General features: G+C 70.0%; 14 protein-coding genes and 1 pseudogene. 7 read left to right on the top strand and 8 right to left on the bottom strand.

Features of this window, described 5'->3' with window-relative positions:
- Window positions 1-5 precede the first annotated feature (5 nt).
- The 4 genes from OHB01_RS08150 to OHB01_RS08135 all read left to right on the top strand — a co-directional run bounded on the left by OHB01_RS08150 (window position 6) and on the right by OHB01_RS08135 (window position 7354).
- Window positions 6-1370, top strand: a complete 1365-nt coding sequence (locus tag OHB01_RS08150) for an RDD family protein (protein WP_142651407.1) — start codon at window positions 6-8, stop codon at window positions 1368-1370.
- A gap of 1281 nt (window positions 1371-2651) precedes the next feature.
- Window positions 2652-2996: a histone-like nucleoid-structuring protein Lsr2 gene (locus OHB01_RS08145; RefSeq protein WP_142651406.1), complete on the top strand. Its 345-nt coding sequence runs from the start codon at window positions 2652-2654 to the stop codon at window positions 2994-2996.
- Between the two features lie 542 nt (window positions 2997-3538).
- Entirely contained in the window at window positions 3539-6043 is a 2505-nt protein-coding gene (locus OHB01_RS08140) for an ATP-dependent Clp protease ATP-binding subunit (protein WP_328708947.1), read from the top strand.
- Window positions 6044-6418: 375 nt separating this feature from the next.
- Window positions 6419-7354 (top strand): TIM barrel protein, encoded by a 936-nt coding sequence (locus OHB01_RS08135; RefSeq protein ID WP_142649461.1) that lies wholly within the window; start codon window positions 6419-6421, stop codon window positions 7352-7354.
- Between the two features lie 207 nt (window positions 7355-7561).
- On the opposite strand, the gene OHB01_RS08130 is transcribed toward OHB01_RS08135, so the two are convergent.
- Window positions 7562-8428, bottom strand: a complete 867-nt coding sequence (locus OHB01_RS08130) for an A/G-specific adenine glycosylase (protein ID WP_328855171.1) — start codon at window positions 8426-8428, stop codon at window positions 7562-7564.
- 363 nt (window positions 8429-8791) lie between these two features.
- On the opposite strand from OHB01_RS08130, the gene OHB01_RS08125 reads away from it, so the two are divergent.
- The 3 genes and pseudogenes from OHB01_RS08125 (at window position 8792) to OHB01_RS08120 (ending at window position 10013) form a co-directional block, all read left to right on the top strand.
- Window positions 8792-9490 (top strand): hypothetical protein, encoded by a 699-nt coding sequence (locus OHB01_RS08125; protein WP_142649460.1) that lies wholly within the window; start codon window positions 8792-8794, stop codon window positions 9488-9490.
- 6 nt (window positions 9491-9496) lie between these two features.
- Window positions 9497-9760, top strand: a pseudogene (locus OHB01_RS39870) (Type 1 glutamine amidotransferase-like domain-containing protein); the annotation flags it as partial.
- Between the two features lie 40 nt (window positions 9761-9800).
- Window positions 9801-10013, top strand: a complete 213-nt coding sequence (locus tag OHB01_RS08120; protein WP_328855170.1) for a hypothetical protein — start codon at window positions 9801-9803, stop codon at window positions 10011-10013.
- 63 nt (window positions 10014-10076) lie between these two features.
- Here the strand turns inward: OHB01_RS08120 and disA are convergent, their stop codons facing one another.
- The 7 genes from disA to OHB01_RS08085 all read right to left on the bottom strand — a co-directional run bounded on the left by disA (window position 10077) and on the right by OHB01_RS08085 (window position 15666).
- The gene (gene disA, locus OHB01_RS08115; RefSeq protein WP_328708950.1) at window positions 10077-11171 is read right to left on the bottom strand and encodes a DNA integrity scanning diadenylate cyclase DisA; all 1095 of its coding nucleotides are present in this window, start codon (window positions 11169-11171) and stop codon (window positions 10077-10079) included.
- 188 nt (window positions 11172-11359) lie between these two features.
- Window positions 11360-12793, bottom strand: a complete 1434-nt coding sequence (radA, locus tag OHB01_RS08110) for a DNA repair protein RadA (protein ID WP_142649458.1) — start codon at window positions 12791-12793, stop codon at window positions 11360-11362.
- A 226-nt stretch (window positions 12794-13019) separates the two neighbouring features.
- Complete coding sequence (locus tag OHB01_RS08105) at window positions 13020-13658, bottom strand: SRPBCC family protein (RefSeq protein ID WP_142649457.1); 639 nt, start codon at window positions 13656-13658, stop codon at window positions 13020-13022.
- Complete coding sequence (locus OHB01_RS08100; protein ID WP_142649456.1) at window positions 13655-14137, bottom strand: ArsR/SmtB family transcription factor; 483 nt, start codon at window positions 14135-14137, stop codon at window positions 13655-13657. The genes OHB01_RS08105 and OHB01_RS08100 overlap by 4 nt, the downstream gene beginning before the upstream one ends.
- A 71-nt stretch (window positions 14138-14208) precedes the next feature.
- Window positions 14209-14523 (bottom strand): thioredoxin, encoded by a 315-nt coding sequence (gene trxA, locus OHB01_RS08095; protein ID WP_147945392.1) that lies wholly within the window; start codon window positions 14521-14523, stop codon window positions 14209-14211.
- Window positions 14520-14900, bottom strand: coding sequence for a MerR family transcriptional regulator (locus OHB01_RS08090; protein WP_142649454.1), 381 nt, complete (start codon window positions 14898-14900; stop codon window positions 14520-14522). Before OHB01_RS08090 ends, trxA begins: the two co-directional genes overlap by 4 nt.
- Before the next feature lie 67 nt (window positions 14901-14967).
- Window positions 14968-15666: a class I SAM-dependent methyltransferase gene (locus OHB01_RS08085; RefSeq protein WP_142649453.1), complete on the bottom strand. Its 699-nt coding sequence runs from the start codon at window positions 15664-15666 to the stop codon at window positions 14968-14970.
- Window positions 15667-15790 lie beyond the last annotated feature (124 nt).

Below are 15790 nucleotides of genomic sequence, written 5' to 3'. Positions count from 1 at the left end.
ACACGGTGAGCACCGGACAGCCGCCGTACCCCCAGGACGAGTCGGACGGAACGCCACCGCCGTCATCGAACCCCGGGTACAACACGGACAGACAACCCCAGGAATACGACCCCGACGTCACGGTGGTCAGCTATCGCGGGCAGCACACGGGTCCGCAGCAGCCGCCCGCCTACGACCCCGCTCAGGGCGGCTACGGCCAGCAGCAGGGCTACGGCGCCCAGCAGCAGCCGTACGGCCAGCAGGGCTATGGTCAGCAGGCCCCGCAGGCCCAGCAGCAGTACGGCCAGCAGACCGGTCCCCAGGACTACGGCCAGCAGCAGGGCTATGGGCAGCAGCAGGGTTATGGCCAGACCGGGCCGCAGCAGGGTCACCCCCAGCAGGGCTATGGTCAGACCGGCCCGCAGCAGCCGTACGGCCAGCAGCAGGGCTACGGCGCTCAGCAGCAGCCCGGTTACGGCCAGCAGGGCTACGGCCAGCCGCAGGCCCAGCAGCCATATGGTCAGGACCAGTACGGCCAGCAGCAGGGCTATGGGCAGCAGCAGGGTTATGGCCAGACCGGGCCGCAGCAGGGTCACCCCCAGCAGGGCTATGGTCAGACCGGCCCGCAGCAGCCGTACGGCCAGCAGCAGGGCTACGGCGCTCAGCAGCAGCCCGGTTACGGCCAGCAGGGCTACGGCCAGCCGCAGGCCCAGCAGCCGTACGGCCAGGACCAGTACGGGCAGCAGCAGTTCGCCCAGCCGAGCCCCCAGGCGGGCTATGGGCAGCAGCCCGGTTATGGCCAGCAGCCGTACGGCCAGCCCGCCTATGGTCAGCCCGGCTACGGCCAGCCGTACGCGCCCGCCGGCCCGATCCCGCCCGGCGCCCCGGCTCCGCTCGCGGAGTGGTGGCAGCGTCTCGTCGCCCGCATCATCGATGGCGTGATCGTCGGTATTCCGCTCGGGATCATCACGGTCGTGGTCGCGGCCATCGTCGTCACCAACGCGAGCGTCGACATTAGGAGCGGGGTTTACAACCCCGGAAGCGGTTACTTCCTGGCGTCGCTGCTCACGGCGATCCTGGGCGGCCTCGTCATGGTCGTCTACGAATTCCTCATGCTGCGGGCACAGGGCCAGACGCTCGGCAAGAAACTCATGGGCATCAAGGTCGTCCGGGTCGGAGGCACTCTCGACGCGGGTGGGCTTCCGCAGGACGCGGCGCTCAAGCGGGCCGGCGTGCTCTACGCTTTCGAGTTCCTGCAGTGGATTCCCGTTATCACCTACATCGCCAACCTCGGCACTCTTCTGAACGTGCTGTGGCTGTTGTGGGACAAGCCGCTGCATCAGGCGCTCCATGACAAGGTCGCCAACACCGTAGTGGTCAAGGTCAAGTAAGACGACGGACGGGGTCGATGGAACGGACCATCGGCCCCGTTTTTCTATGGGTCGCTATGGCTCCGATCGCACCGCGCCCGCGTGGCTGTGACGGAAAATCCTTGCGGCCTCTACGGGGCATGTCATGCTTGGGTTACCGTCCCGAGAGGTGCCCAATGACCGCGAGACCGCCCCCGGCGCCAATCCTTAAGACTCGCCCCCGCCGTCTCCGGGGTCATATCCCCCACGGGCGGCTTAAGGAACCGTCAGGGGCGCTTATGGGGCCGTATGGAGCCGCACAGGCCCTTATGGCACTCCCCGATGCCCGCCCGCTCCGGCCGCCCGGAGGCGGCGTCCGCGGAATGCGGGGATCGTTTGGCCGTGGGAAACTCCGGCGCCACGACCGTCCGGGCCGTCCGCGTGATTGTGCCCCCCGCTCCTTTTTTCGATCTTCGGACCTCCCTCTTGTCGATCTTGACGGAACCGGTGGTCCACTCTTTTTACGAGGCTTCCGGGCTGTGACGATCTGCTTGCGCGTATATCACGCAAGGCGTGCACGCCGTACGAGAAGGGTGCCGGGCTCCTTGTGAAGATCCGGCCGCCGTGACGCGGCTCCTCGTTTCAGCCGAGCTCTTCAACGGCCGTACGTCCCCGGTCCGGCCCTTTTCCGCGGGGTGTGTTTGCCGCTTGACGCGTGTTCCCCCACGCCTGTCCGTACGGATCGTCAGGTTCCTCACCTGCGGCTACGGCATGTTGTGGGAGGCGTGACCCCGTCGCCGGCCGTGGCCGGGGAAGCGCGCAAGCGGCTGAAACGACCGGACGGCCCGGGATCGGTGACCGGCGGGGTCGGCATTCTGGGTACGATTTCGAGTGCATCCGGTAAGGCCGCTGGAGAGACGAGGATTACCTCGGCCCTCCAGGGGCACCCCGGAAGGCGCGCCTGGTCCCTCCCGGCGCTATGGTCGTATCAGGGCGCCCGGCCCGGGCAAGAGGCCGGCAGCCTTGCCACGTCCTCGGAATTTCCTCGGGTGCACCTAATGACACCCCCGGCACGAGCGAGGCAGAATGACAGAGGTATTGTCCGCCTTGATACCTTCCGCGGTCGTCGCCGGCGCGGTCGTCTACGGCATCGTAAAGTTGGTACGTTCCGACGCGGCGGGCCTCCGCACGGCACGGGAGCCACGCGAGAAGTCACCGGACTCAGAGGTTCCTGAGAATCCGCAATCATGAATTGTCAGCCAGGGGAAACCGGGTATATGTTTGGCTGACGAATCAAACTATGGGCTGCGAAAGGATTGCCGGATGGCCAAGCACACGCAGGTGATTCTCATCGACGATCTCGATGGCGGCGAGGCCAATGAGACGGTCACCTTCGCGATTGACGGCACGTCATATGAGATTGACCTGAGCGACGGCAACGCGAAGAGGCTTCGCGAGGCTCTGTCGCCTTTCGTCAGCAGCGCGAGGCGCGCCGACAGCGGGCAGGCCCGTGGGCGCCGTCGTGGTGCGGGCGGCGGGGGCCAGCGAGCGATGACGCGCGAGAAGAGCGCGGAGATCCGTGCCTGGGCGAAGGCCCACGGACACCCTGTGAGCGAGCGCGGTCGCATTGCCGCCTCGATCGTCCAGGCGTACGAGGAAGCGCACTAGACAGTGTCCGGCAGATGCCGCCCCGCGGGCGGCAGGGCTTGATTTGCCGGGCACGACCTCTGGGTCGCGTCGCTCGGAACGGCTGTCTACTGGGGTCGTCCAGACGGCACCTGGCTGCGTCGCCGCCCTACCCACGGAGATTCTTCACGGCCTTCGAATCTCCGCAAGGGCGCGGAGCGGGTGTCAATAGCTCCGCTATTGGCTCCTCCTCCGCCTTGCGATGCATCCGCCTGGACGATCCTGGCTACGGCAAGATCTGCAGGACACTCTCTAACTTGAACCTTGATCGCGCGGTTATGGCAAGTCGTCGGAGGATCTGACGATCGCATAACCGCGCGATTGTGTTTGCGCTCCCTTAAAACCTCGTTCGCTTGCGGCGTATCGGGAACATGTCACCCCCGGCAGGGGGTTGGATAGAGCATGAACGCCCTGCGCTTGGGGAACCCTTCTGCCAAGGAGCGGGTCGCTGGGTCGGGGCTACCATGCGGAACGACGGGCCGGATCTCCCGTGCTCGCCTGACCGCTCTGTGAGGAGCGACGAGATGTTCGAGAGGTTCACCGACCGTGCGCGGCGGGTTGTCGTCCTGGCCCAGGAAGAGGCTCGGATGCTCAACCACAACTACATCGGCACTGAGCACATTCTTCTTGGTTTGATCCATGAGGGTGAGGGTGTGGCGGCCAAGGCTCTGGAGAGTCTTGGGATCAGTCTCGAGGGGGTGCGCCAGCAGGTCGAGGAGATCATCGGCCAGGGGCAGTCGGCGCCTTCGGGTCACATTCCTTTCACGCCGCGGGCCAAGAAGGTTCTTGAGCTGTCGCTGCGCGAGGCGTTGCAGCTCGGGCACAACTACATCGGCACCGAGCACATTCTTCTGGGCTTGATCCGGGAGGGTGAGGGTGTCGCGGCGCAGGTGCTGGTGAAGCTGGGCGCTGATCTGAACAGGGTGCGTCAGCAGGTCATCCAGTTGCTGCACGGGTATCAGGGCAAGGAGCCGGCGGCGGCGGGCGGGCCGCAGGAGTCGGCGCCGTCGACGTCGCTTGTGCTGGATCAGTTCGGGCGGAATCTGACGCAGGCTGCGCGGGAGGGCAAGCTCGACCCGGTGATCGGCCGGGACAAGGAGATCGAGCGGGTCATGCAGGTGCTGTCCCGCCGGACGAAGAACAACCCGGTGCTGGTGGGTGAGCCCGGTGTGGGCAAGACCGCCGTGGTGGAGGGGTTGTCGCAGAAGATCGTCAAGGGCGAGGTGCCCGAGACGCTGAAGGACAAGCAGCTCTACACCCTCGATCTGGGTGCGCTGGTGGCGGGTTCCCGCTACCGCGGTGACTTCGAAGAGCGCCTGAAGAAGGTGCTCAAGGAGATCCGCACCCGGGGCGACATCATCTTGTTCATCGACGAGCTGCACACGCTGGTGGGCGCGGGCGCCGCCGAGGGCGCCATCGACGCCGCCAGCATCCTCAAGCCGATGCTGGCCCGCGGTGAGCTGCAGACCATCGGTGCCACCACGCTCGACGAATACCGCAAGCACCTGGAGAAGGACGCGGCGCTGGAGCGGCGGTTCCAGCCGATCCAGGTGGCCGAGCCGTCGTTGTCGCACACGATCGAGATCCTCAAGGGGCTGCGGGACCGGTATGAGGCGCATCACCGGGTGTCGATCACCGACGGTGCGCTCGTGGCGGCGGCGACGCTGGCCGACCGTTACATCAGTGACCGGTTCCTGCCGGACAAGGCGATCGACCTGATCGACGAGGCGGGGTCGCGGATGCGGATCCGCCGGATGACGGCGCCGCCGGACCTGCGTGAGTACGACGAGAAGATCGCGAATGTGCGGCGGGAGAAGGAGTCCGCGATCGACGCGCAGGACTTCGAGAAGGCCGCGGCGTTGCGGGATCAGGAAAAGCAGCTGCAGCTCAAGCGGGAGCGGCGGGAGAAGGAGTGGAAGGCCGGCGACATGGATGTCGTGGCCGAGGTGACCGAGGAGCTGATCGCCGAGGTTCTGGCCACCGCCACCGGTATCCCGGTGTTCAAGCTGACCGAGGAGGAGTCGCAGCGGCTGCTGCGGATGGAAGACGAGCTGCACAAGCGGATCATCGGTCAGGACGACGCGATCAAGGGGCTGTCGCGGTCGATCCGGCGTACGCGGGCCGGTCTGAAGGATCCGCGGCGTCCGGGTGGGTCGTTCATCTTCGCCGGCCCGTCGGGTGTGGGTAAGACGGAGCTGTCCAAGGCGCTGGCGGAGTTCCTGTTCGGCGACGAAGACGCGCTGATCATGCTGGACATGTCGGAGTTCATGGAGAAGCACACCGTCTCGCGGCTGTTCGGCTCCCCGCCCGGCTACGTCGGGTACGAAGAGGGCGGTCAGCTCACCGAGAAGGTGCGGCGCAAGCCGTTCTCCGTCGTCCTGTTCGACGAGATCGAGAAGGCCCACCCCGACATCTTCAACAGCCTGCTGCAGATCCTGGAGGACGGTCGCCTGACCGACGCCCAGGGCCGGGTGGTCGACTTCAAGAACACCGTCATCATCATGACGACAAACCTCGGCACCCGGGACATCTCCAAGGGCATCGGGGTCGGGTTCGCCCGCTCCAACGACACCGAGTCGAACTACGACCGGATGAAGGCCAAGGTGCAGGAGGAGCTCAAGCAGCACTTCCGGCCGGAGTTCCTCAACCGCGTCGACGACATCGTGGTCTTCCACCAGCTCACGCCCAAGGAGATCATCCAGATCGTGGACCTGATGCTCGCCCAGGTGGCCGAGCGTCTGAAGGACCGCGACATGGGCCTGGAGCTGACCCCGGCCGCCAAGCAGCTGCTGGCCGACCGGGGGTACGACCCGGTGATGGGCGCCCGTCCGCTGCGCCGCACGATCCAGCGCGAGCTGGAGGACACGCTGTCGGAGAAGATCCTCTACGGCGAGCTGCGGCCGGGCCAGGTCGTCAAGATCGACATCGAGGGCGAGGGCGACGCCGCGAAGTTCACCTTCGTCGGCGAGGCGAAGAGCCCGGCGGTCCCGGACTCGGCGGCCTCCATCGCGGAGGCGGTCCAGCGCTGATCCGCCTGCGATAACCCGTTCCACCCGAGGGGCGCTCCGCAAGGAGCGCCCCTCGGCGTTTTCCTGCCTGCCTCGGTCACGGTGCGGTCACCTTCCCGTCGAGAGGGTGAGAACAGGTATCGCACCACCGGGCGTAGTACTACACTTCGTAGAGCCGTTCGCGGCACGTTCTGGGCGCGGGCGGATGGAATGTCATCCCTGCGGCGTACCGGACAATCCGCTGCGGGGCGGACGCGGAGGACCGGGCGCACGGGGGAAGCTCGGTCAGCCCGGGAGAGATCCCGGCGGTAGGAGGACCGAGGTCCCCATTCGAGGCGGGACGCGCCCTGTGGGCGGATTGGCGGTCCGGAAGTGCACAAGCCTTGGAGGCACCTGATGCGCCTGCTGCACGACGATGGGACGCTGGTTCACCTGGCCTACAACGCGGGCGTACATCCCGCCGAGGATCTGGAGAACCTGATCGCCCACCTCACGCGCTATGCCGTGCCGGTGCGCAGGAAGCTGGGAGTCGACCGGCTTGGCGTCGGCCTCTGGCTCGCTCCCGCCGTGGCGGACCACCTCGTCGCCGACCGCATCGAGCTCGTACGGCTGCGCCGGTCGCTGGAGGAGCGGGGCCTGGAGTGCGTCAGCCTCAACGGCACCGGCGGGCGCAACCAGGAGGTTCCCGGGCCCGACTGGGCCAAGCCCGAGCGCTACCGCTACACCATGGCGCTGGCCAAGATCCTCGCGTTCCTGCTGCCGGACGACGTGCAGTCGGGCGGCATCTCCACGATCCCCATCGGCTGGCGCCGCGACTGGCCCGCCGACCTGCACGCCATCGCCTCCCGCCGGCTCGAACGGCTCTCGCGTGAGCTGCGCGGCCTCTACAGCGTCACCGGCAAGACCATCAGGGTCGGCTTCGAGCCCTGGCCCGGCTGCGTGCTGGAGACCACCGAGCAGGCTCTTGAGCGGGTCTGCGACATCGACTCCGATCACCTCGGCGTCTGCCTGGACGCCTGCCACCTGTCGTGCGGCACCGAGAAGCCCGACGCGGCGCTGCGCGGGCTGGCTCTCGCCGGGGCTCCCGTGGTCAAGCTCAGCCACGTGCACAACCACAGCCAGGAGATCCCCAGCACCCAGCCGGTGATAGCCGACACGCTCACCGCGATCCTGTCCGGTGCCGTGAACGGCACCGCGCACGTCGAGGTGGAGGCCCACGACGGGACCTCTCCCAAGGCGAAGGGGCCCGCCGCCCTGGTGGCGAAGCTCGCCGACGAGCTCGACTGGACGCGCCGCAACCTCACCGCGCTCGGCCTCAAGCTCGCCGCCTGACCGTCGGCAAGCGCCGGGGCCGGCCGCCGTCGACTGCCAGCCCCGCGCCCACTCGGGCGGTCGGTCGTCCCGGCCCGCCGGGAGTACGAGCCGGACCTCACGCTCGCTCTCCGGGGCGGCGGGCGGCGGGGGTCACGAAGGCGACCGGCATGTGCCGTCGGGGAAAGGCGCCGGCTCCTTAGCAGTGCCGTGCGCGCCTTCCGGGGGTCAGGAGGGCAACTGGTAGGTGCCGTCGGGGAGGACCTCGGCCAGGCCGTCGTCCAGGAGGCCGTCCAGTGCGCGTTCGCGCTGCACGTGGTCGGCCCAGACGGCGTCGAGCGCCTCCTTGGGCACCGGCCCGTGCGCCTCGCGGAGGACGGCGAGCAGGCGTCCCCGGCACTGCCGGTCGGTCCCCGCGTACGTCTGGCCCTGCCGCGCCGGGCCGTCGTGGGCCGGACGCCCGGCCAGCCGCCACGCGCACTGCGCGGTGACCGGGCAGCGCTCGCAGCGGGGCGCCCTGGCCGTGCACACCAGCGCGCCCAGCTCCATCACGGCCACGGCCCAGCGGGGCGCGCCCACCGGGGGCACCAGCGACTCCGCGAGCCGCCGCTCGGCCGCCGTGGTCGTCTTCGGCGGATACTCCTCGCCACGCACCGCTCGGGCCAGCACCCGCCGCACGTTGGTGTCGAGCACCGCGTGGCTGCCGCCGTACGCGAAGCTGGCCACGGCCGCCGCCGTGTAGTCGCCGATTCCGGGCAGGGCCCGCAGCTCGTCGTAGGTGGACGGCACGCGGCCGTCATGGTCGGCCATGATGGCCCGCGCGCACGCGTGCAGGTTGAGCGCCCTGCGCGGGTAGCCGAGCCGCCCCCAGTGGCGTACGGCCTCGCCGGGGGACTCCTTCGCGAGCGCCTCGGGAGTGGGCCAGCGCTCCATCCACTCGGTCCAGACGGGTAGCACCCGGGCGACGGGCGTCTGCTGGAGCATGATCTCGCTCACCAGGATGCCCCACGGGGTCGCGTCCGGACGCCGCCAGGGCAGGTCGCGGTTGTGCTCGGCGTACCAGTCGAGGATGGGCTCACGTAAGGAGGCGGACACGCCCCCGACTGTACCGAGCGAGCCGGAGGGGCGCGGCCGTGCGCCGGACCGAGGAACGCGCGGGAGCGAAGCGGCCGAGCGGCGACGTGGGCGATGCTCCTGGTGGAGCACGTCTTCGGCATCGGCGGCCGAGCCGAGCATCTCGTAGGCCACGGTGAACAGAAGCCTGCGATGGGCGACGAAGGCCGCGGTGCGCCCCGGCACGACCCCACGGCCTGGAAGCGCCCCGACGAGCGAAGCGGGAGTCGCCGAGGAGCGTGCGGCGCTCGATTGCGCAAAGACCCGGCGAGGCTGCGATCTGGGAACGGGCAAGGATCAGCGAGGCGTTCCCGCCGGGCCCCCAGGGCTCCCCATACTGTCCGCATGGATCCGGACACTTTCCGTGGTGACGTGGGCGTCGAGGGGGCGGACGTCTACTGGCGCCGCCGGGTGTCGGTGCTCACGGGGATGCTCGTCGTGGTGGCGGTCGTGGCATGGGCGTGCAGCAGCGCCTCCGGACGGCCTGACGAGACCGCCGCCGCCGTCAAGGCGACGCCCTCCGACCGGCTGGTCGTCTCGCTGCCCGCCGGGCCGGCCCCGAAGACGCCCGCCGTCTCCGGCGCGGTCGCGGGTCAGCCGTCGCCGTCCGCCTCCGCGGGCGTCTCGCCCTCGCCCGGCAAGCCGCGGCGTCCCGGCGACCCCTGCGACGAGAAGGACCTCGTGCTCGCGCTGCAGACCGGCCAGGACGTGTACGGCAAGGGGGTCACGCCGTCCTTCCTGCTGACGGTGGTGAGCACGAGCAAGGTCGAATGCACGGTGGACGTCGGGCCGCGCACCCTGGAGATGCGGGTGCTGTCGGGCGGCGATCGCGTGTGGTCGACGGCCGACTGCGTGGCGGGCGACGGCGTGGACAAGCAGCTGCTGGAGCGCGGCATCCCCTATGTCCGCTCGATCCGGTGGGACCGCCACCGCTCGGGGAGCACGTGCGCAGGCAAGCGGTCGCCCGCCGACCCCGGCACGTACGTCGCGACCGCGCACTCGGGCCGGCTGAAGAGCCCGAAGGTCGTCTTCCACCTGCGCTGAGAGAGGGTGCCGGTCGTCCAGCGCCTCGGCCGGCGGCTGATCGGGCATTCCACCCGGCACGCCGGGCGTCGTACGTCAGCCGGCAAGCCCAGCATCGGTGCGGAGCGCTGGGTCCCCTGGGTCCGGGAGGCGGACGTCCTGCTGGTGAACGGCGGCGATCCGCTGTTCCTGTGTCACTGGATGCGGAGGTCAGGGCTGGCGGATCTGTTGCCGTCGCTGAACGAGACGGTCCGGGCGGGGCTGAGCGCCGGGAGCATGGTGCTGACTCCCTGTATCGGAGAGCACTTCGTCCGGTGGAAGCCGCCCTCCGGTGACGACAGCACCCCCGGGCGTCGTCGACTTCTCGATCTTCCCGCACCTGGATCACGAACGCCTGCCGGAGAACACCATGGCCAAGGCGGAAAGGTGGGCGGCCGGGATCCCGAACCAGGCGTACGCGATCGACGACGAGACCGCCATCAAGGTGATCGACGGGCAGGTCGAGGTCGTCTCCGAGACACCCTGGAAGCTGTTCACCCCCTAGATCATGAGCGTCGGCGACCTCTCCGTCCTCGTGCTCGCACCGCCGTGCCCGAGCGCGCATCGATCAGAGGTAGCGCTCCAGGATGGACGACTCGGCGAGCCGCGACAGGCCCTCGCGGACGCTGCGTGCCCGGGTCTCACCCACGCCGCCGACGGCCTGGAGATCGTCGGTGCTGGCCGCGAGCAGCTTCTGCAGGCCGCCGAAGTGGCTCACGAGCCGGTCGATGATCGCCCCGGGCAGGCGGGGGACCTTGGTGAGCAGCCGGAAGCCGCGCGGGCTGACCGGCATGTCGAGCGCGTCGCCGCCGTGGTGACCCAAGATCTGCGCCACCTTCGACAGGTCGAGCAGGTCGCCCGACGACAGCTCGTCCAGCTCCCGCATGGCGTCGGCGTCGCCGTACGGACGCGCGCCGAGCGAATCGGGCGCGTAGTCGCGGATGATCTGCACCCGGTCGGTCTCCACGCCCGCGAACAGCTCGTCGAGCTGGAGGGACAGCAGCCGCCCGTCGGTGCCTAGCTCGACGACGTAGCCCTCGATCTCGCGGGCGATGCGGCGGACCATCTCCAGGCGCTGGACGACGACGGCCACGTCGCGCACCGTGACGAGGTCCTCGATCTCCAGGGCCGACAGGTTGCCGGAGACCTCGTCGAGCCGCTTCTTGTAGCGTTCGAGCGTCGCAAGGGCCTGGTTGGCCTTGGACAGGATCGCGGCCGACTCCTCCAGCACATAGCGGATGCCGTCGAGGTAGAGCGCGATGATCCGCATCGACTTGCTGATCGCGATGACCGGGAGCGAGGTCTGCCTGGCCACCCGCTGCGCCGTACGGTGCCGGGTGCCGGACTCGTCGGTGGGGATGGCCGGGTCGGGCACGAGGTGCACGGCGGCCCGCACGATCCTCTGGTGGGCCGTGTCGAGCACGATCGCGCCGTCCATCTTGGCCAGCTCGCGCAGGCGCGTGGCGGAGAACTCGACGTCGAGCGTGAACCCGCCGGTGCAGATGTCCTCGACCGTGCGGTCGTATCCCAGGACGATCAGGCCGCCGGTGTGGCCGCGCAGGATGCGCTCCAGCCCGTCACGCAGCGCCGTCCCCGGGGCGACCGCGGCGAGCACGGCCCTTCTGCGGTCGTCGATCGCCTTGTCGTTGTCCAGCACATCCACCCCAGTGGGCTCGCCCGGTCGTTAGCCGTCAGATCGTCTTCCCACCGATCCCTGTCGCGGCGAGATCCGCGAGGCGCTCCGCAGGCGCCCGGTGAAGCCCGTCGGGGGCGCGGGGGCGAGGCCACGGCCGACCGGGCAGGCAACAGAGTTTACCGGCGTGATGCCGTGCTCACCGGTGTGACGAGGGATCACCTGGCGGATCCCATGAGATTGAGGGCGTCCCACACGTTCTCCACCTCCGTGACCTCGAAGCCCGGTGCGAACGGCGTCGTACGGCCGGCAGGCGAGCGCAGCGCCACGAGCCGGCCGCGGCCCGCCGATGTCTCCGGACGCGGCTCCTCGTCCAGCGAACCGGTGGGCACCAGCGCCCTGGTGAAGCCGAGCCGGGCCGCCTCGGCCAGCCGCCGCCGGACGTCCCGTACGGGCCGCAGCTCGCCGGCCAGGCCGACCTCGCCCAGCGCGACGAGCCCGGGAGGCAGGGCCTGGTCGCCGGCCGCGCTGACGACCGACAGCATCAGCGCGAGGTCCACGGCGGGATCGGTCAGGCGGATGCCGCCCACCGTGGCCGTGAAGACGTCGCACTTGCCGATATTGGCGCGGAGCCGCCGCTCGATGACGGCGAGCACCATCGCCACCCGGTAGGAGTCGAGCCCGGAGGACGTGCGCCGGGGCTGGGGAGCCTCGGTCGGGCCGACCAGGGCCTGCAGCTCGGCCGGGATCGGCCGGGTGCCCTCGATGGTCACGGTGATGCAGGTGCCCGGCATCGGCTCGGGATGGCGGGAGACGAACAACCCGCTGGGGTCGGCGATCCCGGTGATGCCGCGCTCGTGCAGGTCGAAGCAGCCCACCTCGTCGATCGGGCCGAAGCGGTTCTTCACCGCGCGCACCAGGCGCAGCCGCGAGTTGCGGTCGCCCTCGAAGTGGAGCACGACGTCGACCAGGTGCTCCAGCACCCGGGGGCCGGCGATCGTGCCGTCCTTGGTCACGTGGCCGACGAGCACGGTGGACATGGCCCGCTCCTTGGCCAGGCGGACCAGGTTGCCGGCGACCTCCCTGACCTGGGTCACGCCGCCGGGCACTCCGGTCGCGTCGGCCGACCCGATCGTCTGGACCGAGTCGACGATGAGCAGGCTCGGCTGCACCTTCTCGACGTGCGCCACCAGGGCCGACAGGTCGGTCTCCGCGGCCAGGTAGAGCCTGTCTTCGATCGCGCCGATGCGGTCGGCGCGCATGCGCACCTGGGCGGCCGACTCCTCGCCGGTCACGTAGAGGACGGTCTCGCCCCGCGCGGTGCGGGCGGCGGCCTCCAGCAGCAGCGTCGACTTGCCGATGCCCGGCTCTCCCGCCAGGAGCACGACCGCGCCGGGGACGAGGCCGCCGCCGAGCACGCGGTCGAGCTCGGAGACTCCGGTCGTCCGCGCGCTGACAACCTCGGCCTTCACCTGTCCGATCGGGACGGCGGGGGCGGAGACCGCGCCCGGCTTGACCACGTGGACGCCCTGCCGGGCGCCGGCCTCCTCGACCGTGCCCCACGCCTGGCACTCCCCGCACCTGCCGACCCACTTGACCGTGGTCCAGCCGCACTCGCCGCACCGGTACGCCGGTTTCGCTGCCTTGCTCACGTGCGGGAGGTTACCGGCCGCCGCCGACAATCCCGCCGGAAACCGCGGCGGCCCCTCACGAAAGCGGTGCCCCTTCCGGCCGATGGCGTTCCTTACGAGCAGCGGTGGCCCTTCCGAGAGACAGCGGCCCCTCCGCGCAACGGCGTCCCTTTCCGAAGTGGCGGCTTCTCCGGAAAGCGGTGCCCCTTCCGGCCGACGGCGGCCTCTCCGGGAGAAGGCGGCCGGACTAGCCTTGCGGCTTCTCCGGCACGTAGAAGGCGGTGGTGCCGGCCACAGCCGCGTTCACCACGTCGTCCGGCGCGCCGGAGGCCCGGTATGCCTCGCCCCACAACGTGCTGCTGAGCCGCATGAGCTCGCGCGCCTCCTCCGACTGCTCCCACGCGGAGGGGTCGTCGATCATCTCGCCGCGCAGGTGCAGCCCGAGCCCGAGCAGCGCCAGGTCCCAGCCGACGCCCGTGGCCCCGGGACCGAACTGGTCCCAGAACTCGGGCGGGACCACGGCGACGTGCTCCAGCTCGAACACGGTGCGGTCGTCGCCCTCCGGGCTCAGCCGCACCTCGACCTCGCTGAAGCCGGGGTTCTCGCCGAACAGCCAGCTCACCCGCAGCAGCCGGGGCGGCTCGCAGCGCAGGATCTCCCCGCCCGCGTTGCCCTGGAGCTGGTAGTGCCCGCCGAGCTTCAGCTCGCCGCTCACCGGGAGGAACCAGCGGCTGATCCGCTCGGGGTCGGTGCAGGCGTCCCACACGTCCTCGATGCCGGCGTCGTAGGTGCGCCGCAGCAGCACCGTGCGGGCGTCGCCTTCCGGCAGGTCGCGCGAGCCGACCGCGCGGTGGACTTGGTTGATCATGTCGATGAAGTCGCTCATTGGCCGTTCTTCCGTGTCGGTCCGTCCGTCGTGGGCTGTGTGCCCGGCAGCGTGACGGTTGCGTCAGCGGCCACGCTGATGGCCGCGCTGGTGGCCGCGCTGGTGGCGGCGTTGGTGGTCGCGTCATGCGCATCGCCGCCGTGCCGCCGTCCGAGCCGCCGCTCCCGGCTGCCCCGCGCCAGTTCGGTGCCGAGCGCGTCGCTGCGCTGCCCCCAGAAGCCGCGGAACCGCTCCAGCCAGGCGTCCGCCTCCCGCAGCGGCGCGGGTTCGAGGGCGTACAGCCGTCGCGTGCCCGCGGCGCGTACGGACGCGAGCCCGGACTCGCGGAGCACCCGTAGATGCTGGGAGATGGCCGGCTGTGAGATCCCGAACTCGGCGCGGATGGCCGAGGTGAGCGCGCCCGACGTCTGCTCTCCATCGGAGAGCAGCTCCAGGATCCGGCGTCGCACCGGATCCCCCAGCGCGTCGAATGCGTGCACGCGCCCACTATGCCGAGAGCCACTTATAAAAGTCAACGCTTATATAAGCGGCCCCCGGTGGACGGGCATGACTAGAAGTGGCCCGCGAGGTCGGCGAGCAGCAGGCGCTTGGGCTTGGCGCCCCTGATCTGCTGGACGATCTCGCCGTCCCGATAGAGGTTCAGCGTGGGGAAGCCCAGGACGTGGTAGCGCTGGGCGATCTCGGGGTGCTCGTCGGCATTGATCTTGGCGACCGTGAGGCGGTCGCCGTACTCGGCGGCGATCTCCTCCAGGATCGGGGCGATCATCTTGCACGGCGGGCACCAGTCGGTCCAGAAGTCCACCAACACGGGCTTGTCGCTGTGCAGCACCTGCTCGTCGAAGTTCTCCGTGGTCAGTGTGATCATGACTCTCCTCGTCGTGTGAGAAGACAGCCGGGGCAGGCGTCGGCGAACTGGGCGGCGACCTCGGCGCGGCGGGCGAGCAGGTCGCGGATCTCCCGGTCGATCTCCGCGAGCTTGCGCCGATAGACGGCCACCGACTCCGGGCAGGAGCCTCCCGACGGGTGTCCGGATCGCAGGCAGTCCACGAACGGGCGGGCGTCCTCCAGTGTGAAGCCGACCGACATCAGCTCCCGGATCTCGGTGACGATCCGGACGTCCGACTCGTCGTACTCGCGATATCCGTTGGCCGAGCGGCGCGACCGGATGAGGCCCCGCTGCTCGTAGTAGCGCAGCGCGCGGGTGCTCACTCCCACGCGCCGGGCCAGCTCGCCGATCCGCATCGGCCCCTCCTCGGCTGTCCTGGCACGACGCTAAAGCTTGACGCCGGTGACAAGGTCAAGCCCGGATTCAGAATTCCCGCCAGCGCAGGACGTTCGGATAGCCGATCTCCAGGCCCTCGACCTCGCGCAGCGCCTCGGCGGCCACCTCGGGCGTGAACTCGATGCGCAGCACCGCCTCCAGGTCGGCCCGGGAACGGAACGTCATCCGCAGGTCGAGCTCCTCGCGCCGCCAGCCCTGCCGGGACCAGAAGCGCTCTACGGCCTCGGGGGAGTACGACGGCAGCGAGCGGCGGAACCAGCGGCCGAACGCCCCGCGCGCGGCGTCCACGTCCACGACGAAGGCCGCGCCGCCCCGGCGCAGCACCCGCCCCAGCTCGCGCAGGCCGGGTTCGCAGCCGGGCCCGAAGAAGTACGCCCACCGGGCGATCGCCACGTCGGCCGACGCGTCGGGAAGGGGCAGCGCCTGCGCGGTGCCCGTACGCACCGAGACGTTGGGCAGCGACGCGCAGCGTGCGGCGGCCTGCGCGGCCAGGCCGCCGTGCGGCTCGACGCCCACGACCCGCCCGGCGGACGCGGCGAGCGCGGGCAGGTGGAAGCCGCTGCCACAGCCGATCTCGACCACGGTCGCGCCGTCCCACGGCCGTACGGCCCGCATCGCGGCCTCGGCCGCGCCCGCCGGCCCGACGGCGAGGTTCTCCAGCTCGTAGATCTGGGGAGTGTTCCAGATGTTCGGACTGGGTACGGCTCCGCTCACGATCCGTGCCATGCGCCCCACATTAGTTGGCGACCTTGGGTAGTTGATTGTGGCGAAGCGGCGCAGGGCGCGGGTGCGGCTTAGGCTGGATCCGTGAACGGGCGCATGGAGCGAACGGACGGCCACGGCCACGGCA

It is taken from the genome of Microbispora hainanensis (genome assembly GCF_036186745.1).
Lineage (GTDB): Bacteria > Actinomycetota > Actinomycetes > Streptosporangiales > Streptosporangiaceae > Microbispora.
Note: the sequence above shows the minus strand (reverse complement) of the source record. Positions and strands in the feature narration are given on the sequence as shown.

Excerpts from the sequence above, each read along its gene's own strand:
- OHB01_RS08145 (WP_142651406.1), top strand. The coding sequence starts at position 2,652 with ATGGCCAAGCACACGCAGGTGATTCTCATCGACGATCTCGATGGCGGC.
- OHB01_RS08140 (WP_328708947.1), top strand. The coding sequence starts at position 3,539 with ATGTTCGAGAGGTTCACCGACCGTGCGCGGCGGGTTGTCGTCCTGGCC.
- OHB01_RS08135 (WP_142649461.1), top strand. The coding sequence starts at position 6,419 with ATGCGCCTGCTGCACGACGATGGGACGCTGGTTCACCTGGCCTACAAC.
- OHB01_RS08125 (WP_142649460.1), top strand. The coding sequence starts at position 8,792 with ATGGATCCGGACACTTTCCGTGGTGACGTGGGCGTCGAGGGGGCGGAC.
- OHB01_RS08105 (WP_142649457.1), bottom strand. The coding sequence starts at position 13,658 with ATGAGCGACTTCATCGACATGATCAACCAAGTCCACCGCGCGGTCGGC.
- trxA (WP_147945392.1), bottom strand. The coding sequence starts at position 14,523 with ATGATCACACTGACCACGGAGAACTTCGACGAGCAGGTGCTGCACAGC.
- OHB01_RS08090 (WP_142649454.1), bottom strand. The coding sequence starts at position 14,900 with ATGCGGATCGGCGAGCTGGCCCGGCGCGTGGGAGTGAGCACCCGCGCG.
- OHB01_RS08085 (WP_142649453.1), bottom strand. The coding sequence starts at position 15,666 with ATGGCACGGATCGTGAGCGGAGCCGTACCCAGTCCGAACATCTGGAAC.